At 58.5% G+C, this 16419-nt stretch carries 24 protein-coding genes; 23 read left to right on the top strand and 1 reads right to left on the bottom strand.

Features of this window, described 5'->3' with window-relative positions:
• Positions 1–8 precede the first annotated feature (8 nt).
• From AC2A6O_RS13165 to AC2A6O_RS13100, 14 genes are all read left to right on the top strand, one after another.
• Positions 9–677, top strand: coding sequence for a DUF3164 family protein (locus AC2A6O_RS13165; protein WP_498927632.1), 669 nt, complete (start codon positions 9–11; stop codon positions 675–677).
• 1 nt (position 678) lies between these two features.
• Positions 679–960: a gas vesicle protein V gene (locus tag AC2A6O_RS13160; RefSeq protein WP_498927630.1), complete on the top strand. Its 282-nt coding sequence runs from the start codon at positions 679–681 to the stop codon at positions 958–960.
• A 5-nt stretch (positions 961–965) separates the two neighbouring features.
• On the top strand, positions 966–1196 hold the full coding sequence (locus tag AC2A6O_RS13155) for a hypothetical protein (protein ID WP_498927628.1): 231 nt from the start codon (positions 966–968) through the stop codon (positions 1194–1196).
• Entirely contained in the window at positions 1193–1828 is a 636-nt protein-coding gene (locus AC2A6O_RS13150) for a regulatory protein GemA (RefSeq protein WP_498927626.1), read from the top strand. Before AC2A6O_RS13155 ends, AC2A6O_RS13150 begins: the two co-directional genes overlap by 4 nt.
• Positions 1825–2232 (top strand): hypothetical protein, encoded by a 408-nt coding sequence (locus tag AC2A6O_RS13145; protein WP_498927624.1) that lies wholly within the window; start codon positions 1825–1827, stop codon positions 2230–2232. The genes AC2A6O_RS13150 and AC2A6O_RS13145 overlap by 4 nt, the downstream gene beginning before the upstream one ends.
• Positions 2233–2297: 65 nt before the next feature.
• Positions 2298–2990, top strand: coding sequence for a hypothetical protein (locus AC2A6O_RS13140; RefSeq protein ID WP_498927622.1), 693 nt, complete (start codon positions 2298–2300; stop codon positions 2988–2990).
• 126 nt (positions 2991–3116) lie between these two features.
• Positions 3117–4319, top strand: a complete 1203-nt coding sequence (locus tag AC2A6O_RS13135) for an N-acetylmuramidase domain-containing protein (protein WP_498927620.1) — start codon at positions 3117–3119, stop codon at positions 4317–4319.
• Positions 4316–4708, top strand: a complete 393-nt coding sequence (locus AC2A6O_RS13130; protein ID WP_498927618.1) for a hypothetical protein — start codon at positions 4316–4318, stop codon at positions 4706–4708. The genes AC2A6O_RS13135 and AC2A6O_RS13130 overlap by 4 nt, the downstream gene beginning before the upstream one ends.
• Before the next feature lie 6 nt (positions 4709–4714).
• A complete protein-coding gene (locus tag AC2A6O_RS13125; protein ID WP_498927616.1) occupies positions 4715–5038 on the top strand; it encodes a DUF2730 family protein in 324 nt (107 codons plus the stop codon).
• 1 nt (position 5039) lies between these two features.
• Positions 5040–5336 (top strand): VpaChn25_0724 family phage protein, encoded by a 297-nt coding sequence (locus AC2A6O_RS13120; protein ID WP_498927614.1) that lies wholly within the window; start codon positions 5040–5042, stop codon positions 5334–5336.
• Positions 5337–5927, top strand: a complete 591-nt coding sequence (locus AC2A6O_RS13115) for a DUF3486 family protein (RefSeq protein WP_498927612.1) — start codon at positions 5337–5339, stop codon at positions 5925–5927.
• Positions 5924–7723 (top strand): terminase large subunit domain-containing protein, encoded by a 1800-nt coding sequence (locus AC2A6O_RS13110; RefSeq protein ID WP_498927610.1) that lies wholly within the window; start codon positions 5924–5926, stop codon positions 7721–7723. Before AC2A6O_RS13115 ends, AC2A6O_RS13110 begins: the two co-directional genes overlap by 4 nt.
• Entirely contained in the window at positions 7612–9171 is a 1560-nt protein-coding gene (locus AC2A6O_RS13105; protein ID WP_498927989.1) for a DUF935 domain-containing protein, read from the top strand. Before AC2A6O_RS13110 ends, AC2A6O_RS13105 begins: the two co-directional genes overlap by 112 nt.
• A gap of 2 nt (positions 9172–9173) precedes the next feature.
• Positions 9174–9962, top strand: coding sequence for a phage head morphogenesis protein (locus AC2A6O_RS13100; RefSeq protein WP_498927608.1), 789 nt, complete (start codon positions 9174–9176; stop codon positions 9960–9962).
• Between the two features lie 103 nt (positions 9963–10065).
• Here AC2A6O_RS13100 and AC2A6O_RS13095 read toward each other — a convergent pair whose 3' ends face one another.
• Positions 10066–10566 carry a hypothetical protein gene (locus tag AC2A6O_RS13095; protein WP_498927606.1) on the bottom strand — a complete coding sequence of 167 codons (501 nt, stop codon included), beginning with the start codon at positions 10564–10566 and terminating at the stop codon, positions 10066–10068.
• 355 nt (positions 10567–10921) lie between these two features.
• Between AC2A6O_RS13095 and AC2A6O_RS13090 the strand changes: the two genes are divergently transcribed.
• The 9 genes from AC2A6O_RS13090 (at position 10922) to AC2A6O_RS13050 (ending at position 16414) form a co-directional block, all read left to right on the top strand.
• Complete coding sequence (locus AC2A6O_RS13090; protein WP_498927604.1) at positions 10922–11962, top strand: phage protease; 1041 nt, start codon at positions 10922–10924, stop codon at positions 11960–11962.
• The gene (locus AC2A6O_RS13085; protein ID WP_498927602.1) at positions 11959–12369 is read left to right on the top strand and encodes a hypothetical protein; all 411 of its coding nucleotides are present in this window, start codon (positions 11959–11961) and stop codon (positions 12367–12369) included. The genes AC2A6O_RS13090 and AC2A6O_RS13085 overlap by 4 nt, the downstream gene beginning before the upstream one ends.
• A gap of 31 nt (positions 12370–12400) precedes the next feature.
• Positions 12401–13297 carry a Mu-like prophage major head subunit gpT family protein gene (locus AC2A6O_RS13080; protein ID WP_498927600.1) on the top strand — a complete coding sequence of 299 codons (897 nt, stop codon included), beginning with the start codon at positions 12401–12403 and terminating at the stop codon, positions 13295–13297.
• Positions 13298–13401: 104 nt separating this feature from the next.
• Positions 13402–13620, top strand: coding sequence for an HI1506-related protein (locus tag AC2A6O_RS13075; protein WP_498927598.1), 219 nt, complete (start codon positions 13402–13404; stop codon positions 13618–13620).
• Between the two features lie 232 nt (positions 13621–13852).
• Positions 13853–14284, top strand: a complete 432-nt coding sequence (locus AC2A6O_RS13070) for a gp436 family protein (protein ID WP_498927596.1) — start codon at positions 13853–13855, stop codon at positions 14282–14284.
• Positions 14284–14880: a phage virion morphogenesis protein gene (locus AC2A6O_RS13065; protein WP_498927594.1), complete on the top strand. Its 597-nt coding sequence runs from the start codon at positions 14284–14286 to the stop codon at positions 14878–14880. The genes AC2A6O_RS13070 and AC2A6O_RS13065 overlap by 1 nt, the downstream gene beginning before the upstream one ends.
• Complete coding sequence (locus AC2A6O_RS13060; RefSeq protein ID WP_498927592.1) at positions 14877–15305, top strand: phage tail terminator protein; 429 nt, start codon at positions 14877–14879, stop codon at positions 15303–15305. Before AC2A6O_RS13065 ends, AC2A6O_RS13060 begins: the two co-directional genes overlap by 4 nt.
• Positions 15302–15481 carry a hypothetical protein gene (locus AC2A6O_RS13055; RefSeq protein ID WP_498927590.1) on the top strand — a complete coding sequence of 60 codons (180 nt, stop codon included), beginning with the start codon at positions 15302–15304 and terminating at the stop codon, positions 15479–15481. The genes AC2A6O_RS13060 and AC2A6O_RS13055 overlap by 4 nt, the downstream gene beginning before the upstream one ends.
• Before the next feature lie 3 nt (positions 15482–15484).
• Complete coding sequence (locus AC2A6O_RS13050) at positions 15485–16414, top strand: phage tail tube protein (RefSeq protein WP_498927588.1); 930 nt, start codon at positions 15485–15487, stop codon at positions 16412–16414.
• Positions 16415–16419: the final 5 nt, after the last annotated feature.

Genomic DNA, 16419 nt, shown 5'->3' with positions numbered 1-16419 from the left:
CTTTGAAGATGGAACATGCAGCAACTGAAACCGCCGTAATCGACGCACCGGAAGACGGTGTCGAGGTCATCAATGGCCAAAAGTACATGCGGGACGCGAAGAGCAACCTTGTCCCGCTGGAAAACGTCAAGCCGCAGCACAAGCTGGAAGACGAGACGGTGCGCAAGGTTATCGGCTTTGCCGAAGAGCTGTCCGGCCAGATCGCCCGGTTCCGCAATCACACCTTTGCGGACCTGTTGAGCCTGACCGCATTGCTCGCCCAGGAATACAACTCCACGAAGGGCGGCAAGAAGGGCAACACCACGTTCCAGACCATCGACGGCTGCATGAGGGTGCAGGTGCAGGTCGCGGATTTCATCGACTTCGGCCCGGAGATCCAGACCGCGAAGGGCTTAATCGATGAATGCCTGATTGAATGGGCCTCGGACAGCCGCTCGGAGATCCGCACCATCGTCACCCGTGCCTTCAATACGGACAAAGAGGGGCAGATCAACAAGTCCGAGATCCTGATGCTGCTCCGTCTCGATATCGAAGATGGGCGCTGGCAGCGGGCCATGGTCGCTCTCAAAGACTCCATGCGGGTCACCGGCTCCAAGAGCTACCTGCGCTTCTACCGCCGCGACCATCCGGACGAGGACTGGGAAACCATCACGATCGATCTGGCGAAGGCGGCGTGACATGTCCCGCCTCACCAACTCCGATCATCGTGTGTTGAGTGAGACCGATGCCTTGCGCGACAGGCGAGCCTTTCTGCTGCGCAAGGCCGAGAACAGCCGGTATCGCCTGCAAAACCGGAAGGCCCTTCTGGGCGATCTGCAGCAGGTGACCAACGAACTCCTGAAACGTGAACTAGACGCCCGGCGGAACGCCGCGCCGCAGCCAGCCACCCGGATGGAATCGATGGGTGATGCAGGTGCAGTGGGCGGTTATGGCAACGGCCGATTACCCTACAAGGATTAACGCAGATGAGCCATTGCGAGCGCATTGCCTTTGCGATGTTCAAGAGCGACTACGCGCCTCACATCGCCAGCGAATTGACCTTCGCCAACCTGTCTACCTTCGAAAAGCCCTTGAGCGATGACACCGACACCAGTCTTGCCGAAGATTGGAAGCGCCGGAAGTCCAGTTACATGCGGCTGGCCGCGACAGCCATCTTGGAAGTCAGCGAGATCGCCAAAGAAAGGACAGGATCATGAACGTCTACGCCAAGATCCACGTCCTGAAAAGAAACGCTAACCTGGACGATGACACGTACCGGGATTTACTGGAGCGGGAGACCGGGAAACGGTCTTGCAAAGGGATGGCTCAGGCCGAGCAGCTTCAGGTCATTTCCGCCCTGCAGAAACTCCTTCCAGAACAGGACCCCAACGCGGCCCAGGGCAAGCGGGCGACCGGCAAATACGCCAAGAAGCTGCAGGCGCTCTGGATCGCCGGTCACAATCTCGGTGTCATCGCCAACAAGAGCGATGAGGCCATGATCGCGTTTCTGAAGCGGCAGACGGGCCTCGATCATCACCGGTTCCTTCAGGACGGCAAGGCAGCGAACAAAGCGATCGATGCCCTGAAGCTCTGGATCCGCCGGGCGTCACAGAACTACGACCTATTCACCCAGGATCAAAACCAGTCGCCGCTGCTGAATGATTTCCGGTTTCAGATCTGTCTGCACATCTGGTCGGAGCTGTTGAGGCTTGACCGGACGCCTGCTGGAAGCTTGACCGACTACATGTTTGCCTGTTGTGCCAAGAACGATCCGGCCATGCTGTCCACTAACGACTGGATCCAGACCATGAACCGGCTCGGCAAGCTCTACCGGGCGGTGAAGAAGTGAGCGATGATCTGCCTGGCCTGCTTGGTGAGATCGCGGAGGTGGCTGGTCTCGCTGCTGCGCTCGCGATAGCTGAGCGTGTTGGCGGGACAAGGGTTTCAATTCCGGCGCGAGCGCCGGACGATCACTGGATTGTCGAGACTGTAGGTCGGGAGGCCGCCGACAAGATCTGCGGACAGCTCAGAACGCTGTCTCCGGAAGGTCGCGAGGTCGGTGCCCGGCATGTCGTCATTCCGCGTGGTCCGGCGGGCTGCATGGCAAAAGCACGCCGAAGGCTGGCGAAAGAACTTGAAGGAGGGGCCAGTGCGCGAGAAGCAGCAAGACGCGCAGGCTTGTCGGAGCGGGCCGCATTCCGGATGAGGGCACGCTTGCGGGAGGAGGATGACAGTCAGGGAAAGTTGCTATAGTCGATTTCTAACCTGTAACGAGGCCTTCATCGAGCGACACCATTTTTGATTTATCGGATATTGAAATGAATAGCTTCTTCGCTTGGGTTCATACGGAACTACAAAAAACAGATTTTCACGCTTTGGCCGTGCACGTATATGAAATCGATTCGACGGATATGCTGCGGTTATCGAGCGAGAAAACTAGGAACAATACAATCGCCGATGTCGTAAATCGAAAAATGATTGCGAGCTGTGCCTACGATGCAGACAAATTTAACGATCCGTTAGATGCCATTGGTATGCCTATGTTGACGGCTCTTGGTGCGAGATTTCATTTAGCGGAGAATTGGCCGGATAGTAACGCTCTAGACGCGTGGCGTGAGGGGGCAGATACTTACGTCATCGTTGAATTTGATGAGATCCAAAATTATGCCAAGCCACCTTTGCTAAACGTTGACTTCCATGACAAATGTCGGGAACTTGAAACGGCGCTTGATGCATTTCTCCATGAGTTACGAGGTATCAACGACCCAGACAAAAGGGAAGATCGGATTGATCAGCTAAAAATTTATGCAAGAAGCATCAAACGATTTATTGATCGATCTGAGAATGAAAAGCCTCTGCCTGTACCAAAGGAAATGACAGATGGTTTTTTGGAACGCTTGAAAATGGTTGACTGGGTGAAGCGGTCCAATTCTCTTGCCAAGACAGTGGAGAACGTCGAGAAAATCTTGAACTCTCTCGAACGCCTCTTTGGCGGGACACCCTCCATTTGACAAGGTTAGTTACTGGTACCAAGATTCTTTTTGTTCCCATTCAACTCTGGCTGACGCCCGTCAGCCCCCAATTTCCCACCTAAGACTTGATCTTTAGGGCCTCCCTAGACGCCAGGACGAGGCCCGATGTCCAACATCATCACGAAACTGAAGCAAGGCGGCGGCAAGCTGAGCGATGACAGTGTCATCAAGCTCGCAGCTGCCCGCATGCAGTGTGAAGAGGCTGTCCTCTTCGCCATCATCGAGGTTGAAAGCAACGGTCGGGCTTTTGACGATGAAGGCCGGCTGATCATCCTTCCCGAAATGCATGTGTTTTGGCGTGAACTGCCGAAGAAGTTACGCTCCTCCGCAAGCCGCCTGGGGCTTGCCGCCAAGTCCTGGTCGAAGTCGAACTACAAGGGCCTGGGGCGAGCAGGATCCGACGCCCGTTGGGAGCGCCTGGAAGCCATGACTAAGGTCGATGAGACCGCTGGTCTCCGGTCTGGGTCCTATGGCGGTCCGCAGATCATGGGGTTCAACGCACAGCTCTGCGGCTATGCGACCGTACAGGAGTTCGTCCTGGCGCTTTCTGCCTCCGAGGCGGCACAGGTCGAAGCCTTCCTGACCTATCTGGAAAAGGTTGGCCTTCTGCAAGCAATCCGAAGCAAGGATTGGCAGGCGATCGCCCGTCGCTACAACGGACCCGGTCAGGTCGCCCGTTATGCCGGCATGATGAAGTCCGCCTATGAGCGTGTTGCCGGGCGCACGGGCAAGAGTGATGTGGACGCCGGCTGGTTGCGGCTCGGCTCCGAAGGCTACCGGGTCAAGGCATTGCAGGAGCGGTTGATCGCACTCGGCTATCACTGCAAACCAGATGGTGACTTCGGCCCTGCTACCCGCCGCGCGCTGATCGCCTTCCAGGTCGATCACGGTCTAACACCAGACAGTGTAGTCGGCCCGAAGACGAGCGAAGCCCTGGAAACTGCCGTTCCTGTCAATGCGCAGCCGGGCGGCACCCGCGAAGACATGACGATCAAGGATCTGCGCAAGTCTGGATCCAAGACGGTCAAACAGGCCGACCGGCTCACCTGGATAGGTGTCCTGTCGGTGTTTACCGGTGGTTTCGCTGAAGTCTTCGAGCAGCTCGGTCTTGGCTCCGGCCCTGAAGCGTTGAAGGGTTTCAGCGATACGATCAAGTCGTTTGCAGAGACACTTCAGCCCATTCTTCAGACCATCGGCGACAACAAGTGGCTGGCGATGGCCGCCATCGGTATCGCCATCTTCTGGGTCGCCAGGGAGATCAAGCAGCGTCGGCTGTCCGATGCCAGGGAATGGAGGCATGTCGGATGACGTTTCTTTTCACCTGGATCCTGAAGCTCGCCAGCTCCGGACTGGTCGATAAAGCGCTCCACTACATGGAACGCAAGGCAGTCCTCGGCAATGAGCGGGAGCGGCTGAAAACGCAGATCACGATCGAGACCGTGCGCGCGGCCGTGCAGGAAACCCGCATCATGGCGGACCTGCAGAAATCGAAGCTCGAGTATCTGCCCTATTGGATCTTCGCCGGTCTGTTTGTGCTGCCGCTCGGCTTCTGGTGGGCGGCGGTCATCTTGGACAGCGTGTTTCTGTTCGGCTGGAAGGTCGCGACCGTTCCGGTTCTCACCGAATGGGGCGGCCAGATGATCCGCTGGCTTTTTTATACCGGCACCGTGGTCGGTGCCTTGAAGATGTTGAAGTGAGGCCGGATGCCCGAAGGCTTATACCAATGGCTTGGCGTTCTTGCCCTCATCATTTCGCTGGCTACGACCGTCTATGCCTGGATGACATCCCGTGCGAAGGCCAATTCCGAACACCTGAAAACGGTCGATGCCAAGCTCACTGACCATGGGAGCCAGATCCAGTGGATCCAGGCTGAGCTGAAACACATGCCAAGCAAGGACGATGTCACCGAGCTCAAGCTCGCTGTCGCCGAGGTCAAGGGCACGATCGGCCGGTTGGACGAAAGCGTGTCGGGCGTTTCGCGCACGATGCGACGCGTCGAAGGCTACCTTTTGAAGGAAGGCAACTGATATGAGCTATCTCGACGTCGTCGCCGAGGATTGCCGGCTGATCGTTTTGAAAGAGCTGGCGAAGGAAACCGACAACCGTCTCAACGAGACCATCCTTCGGAAGGTTCTTGAAAATTTCGGGCACCTCAAAACGCGCGATTACATCCGCACGCAGATCCGCCGGCTGGAAGAGCTGGGAGCGGTTAGGGTGACCGAAGTCGGCTCGGTCCTTGTTGCGGAGCTGCGCCAGCCAGGTCTGGACCATGTCGAACGGCGCGCGTTCCTGGAAGGCGTTGGCCGGCCTTCGTTGGAGGGCTGAATGGGGAGTCGTGGACGAGGGCGTTTGAACGCCATCGAGCAATTGCCACCCGAATGCGACCAGGTCATTGCCTGGGCGGCCAACGAACTGCGAGGCCGGGACCGAACCCAAAAGGACATTTACGAGGAATTCTTCCTGAAACTGGAGGAGCTTCAAAGGGATTTTAACGGCGAGCTGGAATTTACGATCCCGAGCCGCTCGGCCTTCAACCGCTATTCCATGAAACAGGCGCACCTGACGCGCCGACTGGAAGACACCCGCGAGATTGCCGCGTCGATCTCCGAGCGCTTTGACGCGGAAGCCTCCGATGATCTCACTTTGATCGCCGCCGAGGCCATCAAGACGCTGATCTTCGAATTGCTCACCGATGCTGGTGAAAGCGGCCTGGACCCGAAGGGAGCGATGAGCCTTGCCAACGCGCTCAGGTCGGCCTGTCAGGCCCAGGGCGTTTCCACGCAGCGCCGGTTGAAGGTGGAGAAAGACTTCGCCGATCAAGCCGCCAAGGTGGTCGACAAGGTTGCCAAGACCAAGGGCCTTACGTCCGAGACGACTGAAGCGATTAAGGCCCAAATCCTGGGCATCAAGTCATGAACGCGCCCATTTCCAAGGAGCAGTGGACGGAACTGCGCCGGCAGACCGTCAACGAGATTGACGACATCGCCGATCAGGTTGGCCTGCCGAATGTGCTTCTTGAATATCAGTCCAGGGCGGTCGGCCTCCTGGACGGAACCGGCGTCGAAGTTCTGTTTATCGAGAAGTCGCGCCGGATCGGCATGACCTGGGGCCTTGCCTCCTATGCGGTGCTGAAAGCCGCGAGGGAGAAAAAGGCAGGTGGCTCGGATGCCATGTACATCTCCTATAGCCAGGAGATGACCCGGGAATTCATCGACGCTTGTGCCATGTGGGCGCGTGCGTTTGCCGTCGCCGCGATCGACCAGGACGAGTTCCTGTTTGAGGACACAGATCCGAACCATCCGGATGAGACCAAACAGATCCAGGCTTTTCGGATTCGCTTTGCCTCAGGCTTCGAGATCATTGGCCTGTCGTCGGCACCGCGATCTCTGCGCGGCAAGCAGGGTCTCGTCATCATCGATGAGGCGGCATTCGTTGAAAACCTGAAAGAGCTTTTGAAAGCGGCGCTCGCCTTTCTGATGTGGGGCGGTCAGGTGGTTGTCTGCTCGACCCATGACGGCACAGAGAACGAGTTCAATCTTCAGATCCAGGACATCCTCGGCAAGCGGACGCCTTACGCGCACATGCATGTCGACCTGGACGAGGCGCTTCAGGACGGCCTCTATCAGCGGATCTGTCTTGTCCAGGGCAAGGACTGGACACCGGAAGCGGAAGCCGAGTGGCGGCAAAAGCTGATCGATTTTTACGGCGAAGGCGCGGATGAAGAGCTGTTCTGCATCCCGACTATGGGTGCCGGCTCCTGGTTGTCCGGGCCGCTGATTGAAGCGCGCATGAAGGAAAGAGCTCCCGTGCTGCGCCTGGAGCTTCCGAACGATTTTCTGCACCGGTCGACGCTGGAACAGGAAATCCTGATGGCACCGTTCCTGGCTGAGTTGGCAGTGGTGCTCGCCGATCTGCCAATGGATGTACGCTATGCCTTCGGCTTCGACTTCGCCCGGGTTGCGGATCTGACCGTCGGCTGTCTTCTGGCGATCGAGAGCGATCTGAAACGCCGCGAGGTGCTTTCCTTCGAACTTCGCAACGTGCCGGGTGCGGAACAGAAGCTAATCACCAAGATGGTCCTCGATGCCGTAAGGCCACGGCTTGTCGGAGCTGCGTTCGATGCCACCGGTATGGGGTGGACGGTGGCTGAAGACATGGGCCGATTGTTTGGTCTGCGCGAAGATCCCTTGGAGGGCGCAGGCCTCATCATGCCGATCAAGTTCTCGGAAACCTGGTACCGGCTGGAGATGCCGCCGCTGAAGGTCGCTTTTGAAGACGACACGATCAGCCTCGGTAAGGACAGCGATCACGTTTCGGACTTGCGCCACGTCAAGCTTGTACGGGGCATCCCCCGTGTGCCGGAAACCCGGACGAGTGAAAAAGGCGAGCAGAGTGCCAAGGCCAAAAAGCGCCACGGCGATTATGCAATCGCGCTCGCCCTGGCCCACTACGCCAGCCGCATGAAGTGGAGCGAGTTCGACTACAAACCGGTTCCACCCAAACCTGGCCGACAGGAAGAAACCACGTCCGGCGAAGCGACTTTCCGTATGTCGAGCCTGCGCCGATCGAGAGGAATTTACGGATGGCAAAACCTCAGCTTCTGGATCAATACGGCCGTCCGATTGCAACGGCGGCACTCAAACAAGAACAAGCTGGCCCTTCGGTCCAGGCGGTGCACCGGTCCAAGGCGTTCCATCCGGCGAGCGGCCTGACACCGCCACGGTTGGCTCGGATCCTGCGCGAAAGTATTGACGGCGATCCGGAACCCTATCTGGCACTTGCTGAAGATATGGAAGAGCGCAACGAGCATTATTCCGGTGTGCTTGGCACGAGGAAGCGGCAGGTTTCCAATCTGGAAATCACAGTCGAAGCAGCAAGTGACAGCCCCGAAGACGTGCGGGATGCGGACATAGTCCGCGAAGTCATCGAACGGGATGTTTTCCGCGATGAGCTGTTCGACATTCTGGATGCGGTTGGTAAAGGGTTCTCTGCCACGGAAATCCTTTGGGACACGTCCGAAGGTCAGTGGCGGCCGAAGGCGTTCAAGTGGCGGGATCCACGCTGGTTCCGGTTCGACTGTGACGACGGCGAAACCCTGCTGCTACGAGGGGCCGGTGGTGATGAGCCGCTGAAGCCCTTCGGCTGGATCAAGCATTTTGGCAAGGCAAAGTCCGGGTTGCCGATACGGGGCGGTCTAGCACGTGGCGCTGCCTGGGCGTTTCTCTTCAAATCCTTCACGGCCAAGGACTGGGCGATCTTTTGTGAGGCCTATGGGCAGCCGCTGCGATTGGGCAAATACGGGCAAGGAGCAACGGAAGAAGACAAGGCCAAGCTCCTGCAGGCGGTCTCAGCGATAGGGACCGATTATGCCGCAATCGTTCCCCAGAGCATGATAATCGAGTTTGTCGCTGCAAACTTGAGTGGTTCGCACGAGCTATATGAAAAGCGTTCGGACTGGCTGGACCGGCAGACTTCGAAACTTGTCCTGGGTCAGACGCAGACAACGGATGCAACCGCTGGGGGATATGCAACGGCCAGTGTCCATGACGGTGTGCGCGAAGACATTGAGCAGGCGGACAGCCGGCAACTTGCCGCCACCTTGAACCGGGACCTTGTCCGTTCGCTTGTGAGCCTCAATTTTGGCCCTCGCAAGAAATACCCGGTGATCAAGATCGGCCGGCCGGATGATGTCGACATCGACAAGCTCGTTAGCAATGTCACCAAACTCGTGCCGCTTGGTTTGAAAGTCGGCATGTCGACGATCCGCGACAAGATCGGCCTGCCGGATCCGGACGAGGACGAAGAACTGCTGATGCCTCCGGCAAAGACGAAGATTGAGACGAGTGCCCCGGAAAAGGAACCTGTCGACAAGAAGCCGGGGAAGGCGCAGGCCTTTCGTTCCAATCTACTCCGCCATGAGCCCGATCCGTTCGAGCGAGCGATTGACGGCATCCTGGACGACGAGGGTTGGGCACCGCTGGTCGGGCCGGTCATTGCCGGGCTTGAGGAAGAACTGGCGGAGGCGACTTCGATCGAGGAGGCCCGGGCAATCTTTCTGCGCCGGCTGGAAACCATGGGTGTGACGGCCCTGGCCGACAAGCTCGCCCAAGCGAGCTTTGCCGCCCGGATCTCCGGTGAGGCCGGCGAGGATCTCGACTGATCATGGCGGCCGACTTCACTCCACTGCCGCCCAAGGCCGCGATCGCAGCGCTCCGAGCTCGGGGCGGTTCGCTCAACCCAACCTTTTCATGGCTTGATGTGTATGCCCAGGATCATGCGGCGATGTTCACGGTCGCCAAATCGACTGGCCATGACATTCTTGCCGACATCTGGAACGCGCTCTTAATGGCCCTTGAAGAAGGCGAGACCTTCGAAAGTTTTTCCCGGCAGATCCGGCCGGTTCTGGTGCGTAAGGGATGGTGGGGTGAAGCGATCGAGGTGGATCCGCAGACGGGCGACCCGGTGAAGGTCCGACTTGGCAGCATGCGCCGGCTACGTACTATCTTCGACGCCAACATGAACGTCTCCTATGCGGCCGGGCATTGGGCCAGCTTCGAAGGTACAAAATCCAGCCGACCTTTCCTGCGCTACGTCGCCGTCCAAGATGGAATAACACGGCCTGAGCATCAGAGGCTGCACAATCTCGTCCTGCCGATCGATCACCCGTTCTGGAAGCTCTATGGCCCACCCAATGGTTGGAACTGCCGTTGCACGCTGCAGAGCCTGTCGCAGCGCGATATCGACCGTCTCATTACCCAAGGCGAAGAACTGAAATTCGAGCCGCCACCCATTTCCTACACGCCCTGGACGAACAAGCGGACGGGTGAGATCAGGCAGATCCCGGATGGGATCGATCCAGGCTGGGATTATAATCCCGGGGAAGTTGGTCATCAGGCCACAATGGAACGGTTGATTAGCCGGAAGACGCGCGATTTCCCAATCCCAGAATAATGCGCCACAGAAACCCTGGGGGCGGGCTTAAAGTACAATGAATGCTGAGACAGGATTGCGGGCTCCTGCTGACCGAACCAGATCATCGACGAAACCGGTTAGCCTACTTGTTTCTAATGATCTCAATCTCAGCTTCTAGTTTTTCCAATTCTAGTTCAGCACGCCTAATTTCAAGAGATCTAAGTTCCTCTTTCGTCATTCGTTCATCTTCAAGTACTTCGATGTACCTCATCATCGTTTCTCCCAAAAATTGTTGGGTTTCCTCGTCAACGTCGTCTGGCATGTTGCTGCCGAGCAAAAGTTGTGAGATCAGCCGGATACCAATCAAGTGTGCGCTCTCCGCCTCAAAAGCACTTTTCAATTGCTCTGCTGTCGTGCGTTGCTCCTCGATCTGGCGATCTTGGTAAGCCTGAATTAAAGCAGGAACGCCCGTGATAATCGCCAAAGTGATTGGGACAGTGACACCAATCATAAGTGTTCTGAAATTTTCTGACTTTAGCTGACGCTTTGAAAGTTCGTACTCTTTGACCTTGAGCTCATAATCTTCACGATGTTTCTGTTTCTCCCACTCTGTTGGGCTGTCTTCGTTTTTTGAAATTGTCATGTTGCGACCCTACGCTTTAATTGAATTGGATTTGATCGAACTTTGATGAAACACACTCATTAGTATTTGGTGACCGTCTAGCTGGGAGTGATCCCTTTTTCCGATCCGCGAATAAACGGCCTCAGAAGCAAAAAGATGCGGTTTCGCGAGTTACGGACTTGGCCGAGCGAGAAAACGCGCTGGTGCTGTTTAAACCCCGTTTAATTTTGATCCAGATTCAGCGCCACACCCGCAATGCCGGGTGGCGCATCCAGATAGGGTCTGATAGGGTCAAAATCACTCCCACATACGAGATTTGCCTTGGCTGACGCCCGTCAGCCCCGAAGCGGCATGCGTGGCGGCCTAACTTGGCCCCATGACCAAAACCTCCACCATCATTCTGATCGCTGCAGCCGATCCTGTTTCTGCCGAAAAAAGCGGTACATGGATGAAGCTGATGCCTGCCGGTTCGTTCAAGGCACGGGATGGTCGCGGCCCATTCATCTCCGGCGACCGCCAGGCGATGGAAGCTATCGTCGAGCGGACCAGGGCCCATCTGGGCAACACCGAAATGATGGTCGATTACGATCATCAGGTGCTTTCGACCGGTGAAGCCGGTGGTGCCAGCGCGAAAGCTGCCGGCTGGGTGAAGGACTATGAAGTTCGCGACGACGGCATTTACGGTCTCGTCGACTGGACGGAAGCAGCGGCCACCGCCATCGAGGCGAAAGAGTACCGGTACCTGTCGCCCTTGTTCGGCACGGACAAGAAAGGGCGCGTCATCCGCCTTGCCAACGTGGCGCTGCTCAATATGCCGGCGATCGACCTGGAAGCGATTGCAGCCGGCGCAAAACTCACTCTCAGCGAAGGACCAACCATGGATCCCATTCTGGAAGCCCTCGGCCTGACCGAGGGGGCGACGGAAGCCGACGCTCTGTCGGCGATCGCCGCACTGCAATCCGGCCTGTCTGCGATTGCGCTCGCTGCCGGTCTCGACAAGGAGGCGGACACGCAAATGGTCGCTGCCGCGGTGAAAACCGCCAAGGCCGGCGCAACGCCCGATCCGGCCAAGTATGTGCCGATTGAACAGGTGACCGCACTTCAGAATGATCTGAAGGCCCTCAAATCAACCATCGACGGTGACAAGGCCGAAGCCGCTGTTGATGCCGCGATCGAGAGCGGCAAGCTGGCCCCGGCATTGAAGGACTGGGGCATGGAACTCGCCAAATCCGATCTGGCGAAGTTTGAAGCGTTTGCTGCTGCTTCTCCCGCATTGACCAGCACGCAACTCGGCAATGGCAAGAAGCCCGGTGCCAGCGATGACGCGGATCTCGACGGGACAGATCTTCAGGTCATGTCCCAGATGGGCTTGAGCCGTGACGACATGATTGCCGCGAAGAAGGGGATCGGCGAATGACTGCGCTCGCAACAGACCGGCGCACGCCGGAACGCTCCGGCGATCGCCGTGAGCCGACCGTGAAAGGCTCCACTCTCATCTATGCCGGCGCGATGGTTGCCATGGGTGCTGATGGCTTTGCTGTTCCGATGTCCACCGCGACGACGCTGACAGGCATCGGCCGGGCGCAGGAGCGCGTCGATAATTCGGCCGGGACTGATGGTGCAGAGAAGGTCCGCGTCGATGTCGGCATCTTCCGCTTCGCTAACTCGGCTGGCGGCGACGAAATCACCGCCGCCGACATCGGCAGCGACTGCTACGGCGTGGATGACCAGACAGTCGCCAAGACCGACGGCACGTCCACCCGCTCTGTCGCTGGAAAAATCTTCGACGTGGATGCCAACGGCGTCTGGGTCGATTTCCGCTAAGCCGCCGCAGGCACAACAGGAGATCCTCTAAATGGATATCAATGCACAAACGCTTCAATCGGCTTATGTCGGGTTTAATGCGGCCTTTCGGAGCGGCTTGAACGAAGCGACCAGTATGGCCAGCCGTGTTGCCACAACGGTTCCATCGACCACCCGTGAAAACGAATATGGCTGGCTCGGAAAGTTTCCTCGTTTCCGGGAATGGGTCGGCGACCGCGTCATCAACTCACTCGCCAAGCACGGCTACTCGATCAAAAACAAGCCCTTTGAACTGACCGTCGAAGTGGACCGGGACGATTTCGAAGACGACAATCTCGGGATCTATGGACCGCTCTTCAGCGATCTTGGCATGGCCGCAACGACCTTCCCTGATGAACTGGTCTGGCCTCTTCTCAAGAGCGGATTTTCCGAGAAATGCTACGACGGACAGAACTTCTTCGACACCGACCATCCGGTGCTCGATGAAGATGGCAAGGAGTTGTCCGTTGCCAACACCGATGGTGGCTCGGGCACTGCCTGGTTCCTTCTCGATGTCAGCCGTCCGCTGAAGCCGCTCATCTTTCAGGATCGCAAACGCCCGAACAAGCTTATCCGGATGGACAAGGAAGACGACTCGAACGTCTTCATGAAGAAGCAGTTCATCTACGGCTTGGACGGCCGGGCCGAAGCCGGCTTCGGCTTTTGGCAGATGGCATGGGGCTCGAAGCAAACCTTGAACGCAGCGAACTACGAGGTTGCCCGTGTCGGCCTTGGCAGCCTGAAGGCCGATTTCGGCAAACCGCTCGGGATCAATCCCCGCCTGCTTGTCGTTCCCCCGGCGCTGGAAGGTGCCGCTAACGAGATCGTGCAGAGCAAGCTCGTCAATGGCGGTGAAACCAACAAGTGGGCCGGGACCGCTGAAGTCCTGGTCGTGCCCTGGCTCGCATAAGCACGCTATCGATGAAATCCGCCGCCGGTCACACGGTGGCGGGCTTCCCAACCGGCATTTTCAAAGTGCCCGTTGGCAAGCCTTTCAACCCAAGGACCCAAGCAATGGCTACTCAGACCAAACCCGCAGCGAAGACAGCCGCCGATGAAGAGGGCAAGGCTGCCAAGATGGCACACCGGATCACGTGCAAGGCCAAGGCCGGCATTCGCCGCTGCGGCGTCCGTCACCCTTCTCAGCCGGTCGAGTATCCGGAAGGCAAGTTCTCGGACAAGGAACTGAAGATCCTGAAGGCAGATCCCGACCTGGTTGTCGTGGACCTCTGACGCATTCAGAAGGGAGCGCCGCGAGCCGGTGGCGGTAGCCACGAAGCGAAGCCCCATTGCCGGATTTAAGAGACCCGCTTGGGTGCCGGCAGAAACAGCGGCCATCGAATACCCCAGAGAGGGCGGTCTGGTACGGCTCGCAAGGCCCCCAGCGGTTTCCCCGGTTTCGGCCCTTGGGAAACCTGAAACAAGGACCTCAGGTCGCCGCCCGCAAGTTTTTTGAGGAACCGCCGTGGCCTATGTCACTCAACAGGATCTGATCGACCGGTTCGGCTCTCAGGAGCTGATCCAGCTCACGGACCGAACCAACCGGCCGGCAATCATGATCGATGCCACCACGGTGACGGCCGCGATCGCCGATGCCGAGACCATGGCGGACAGCTATCTGGCCAAGCGCTATGCCCTGCCGCTGACACCGGTACCGGACGTCCTGGTGCCTGTCGTCGCCAACATCGCCCGCTACCATCTTCATGGTGAAAGGGCCGAGAAGGACGGCGCTGTCTACCGGAACTACAAAGACGCGCTCTCCTGGTTGAAAGATGTTGCCGGTGGCATCGTCCAGCTTGAAGCGGAAGGTGTTGCATCGGCTCAAGCTGCCGGTGGTCAGGTACAGGTTTCCGCTCCGGACCGCATCTTTTCCCGTGACACTCTCGGGGGATACTGATGGCCGGGATCCGCGAAGCCCTCACGATCGAGGACAAGGACATCAACGCTGCTCTGGCGCGCGTTGAGGAAGCTGGCGGCGATACGTCTGCCCTGATGCGCGACGTGGCCGCCGCCATGCTGTTTTCGGTCCAGCGCCGGTTCGAAACGGAAAGCGGCCCGGACGGTGTCAAGTGGCCGGCACATGCTCCAAGGACTGCGAAGGCGCGGGCCAATCGCAAGACACGCGGTAATGCGCCCTTAACGCCCAAGCTGCTGCGCGACACCAACCGGCTCTACAAGTCAATCTCCGGAGAGAGTTCCGACACTCAGGCCGCCGTCGGCACGAATGTCGTCTATGCGGGGATCCACCAAACGGGCGGCACGATCACGCAGCATGCGCAATCGCGGCAGGTGAAGTTCCGCAAGGTGGACGGCAAAACGCAGTTCGCAAAGCGGGCCCACAAACGCGCCTTCTCGAAGCCAGTCACCTTCGGAGAACGCACGATTGTCATTCCGGCGCGGCCTTATCTCGGCTTCTCGCAGGATGATCGCGAGACGATCCAGCAGATTGCGGGCGACCACTACAACGCCGTGATCGAAGGAGGACAGCCATGAGCCTCGTCTCCGAAATCAAAGAGCGTTTAAAGGACGGTCAAACGGTCTTTGCGACCGTCGGCGGCGCGCTGGATTTTGCCAAGCTGGAGAAGAACGTCCAGGCGACGCCCGGTGCCTATGTCATGTCGGCAGAGGACGCCAGCGGCGAGAACGAACGTGCGACCGGCCGCGTCCTGCAGCGCCTGGAAAGCGATATCGCTGTCGTCATCGTATTCGACGACTTCACGGATGCACTCGGTGAAGCCGCTGACGATCAGCTTGAGTTCTTCAAGGACTTCGTTCGCTCCCGCCTGATCGGTTTCGTACCGGCGTCTGCAGACGAGCCCGTCACCCATGTTTCCGGCGACCTCATCAAGGCTAGCGGCGGCACCGTCTGGTTTGAGGATCGCTATTCCGCGCCCTCCTACCTGGAAGAACAACCATGAAAGACAAGCCTTACAGCCCGCGCCTCGGTGGCCGCTATGAGCGCGACAAGGACAGCGGCGAACGCACCCGGATCGAAGGCACGGGCCAGCCGGGTGACCCTGCGCCGGCACATGCTGACCGGCCCGAACCGGCCAAGGGTGAAAAGCCGGCCGCGAAACCGCGCAAGGAGGCCTAAGCCATGGCAACGCGTAAGTACCGCAAGATGGCGCTGCTCGCCAAAATCGAGGTGACCGAAGGCACGGACAGTGTTCCGACCGGTGCCACCAACGCGATCCAGGCGAACGATGTTTCCGTGACCACAATCGCCGGGGACGAGGAAGCCCGGGATCTGATTCTGCCCTTCCTCGGTCACCAGGGCGTGATCCTGACAGGCAATTACGTTCAACTGGAATTCTCCGTCGAGGTCGCCGGTGCTGGCGCTGCCGGCGACGTGCCGGGCTATGGAGCGTTGCTGCGGGCTTGCTCCATGTCCGAGACCATCGATGCCGGCGTTTCAGTCGCCTATGAGCCCGTCTCCGATGGAGAAGAAAGCGTCTCGATTTACTTCAACCAGGACGGCGTCCGGCACGTTGCCCTCGGGGCGCGCGGCAACACGAGCGTCGAGTTTGCCCCAAAGCGCATTCCCCGGTTCCGTTTTACGATTATGGGTCTGCTGGGGACGATTTCCGACCAAGCATTACCAACCGTCGATCTAACGGGCTTTCAGACACCGCTGCCGGTTTCCAAGGCGGTGACCACCCTGTCGCTGCATGGCGCTTCCCGGGTCGCCGAGAGCTTTTCGCTGGATCTCGGCCAGCAGGTGGAGCCGCGCTTTCTGATCGGCGATGAGCGCATGCAGCTCACCAATCGTCAGATGACCGGTACCGCCGTCGTGGAAGCTGAACCTCTTGCGACCGTCGATTGGTTCTCCAGGGCGCTTGCCCGGACCACGGGGACTTGTCAGCTCGTTCATGGCACCACCGCCGGCAACATCGTGCAACTGGATGCACCGGTGGTCGAAGTCGGCCGGCCGGGTCAGGGACAGACGCAGGGTGTCGTCAATTACTCACTGCCGCTGATCTTCAAGCCAGACACCGGCAATGACGAACTTACCATCACGGTGAAGTAGGAGCA

The sequence above is a fragment of the Labrenzia sp. ATLA3 genome (genome assembly GCF_057180185.1).
The sequence above is the reverse complement of the archived record's forward strand: the minus strand, read 5'-3'. Positions and strand labels throughout refer to the sequence as shown.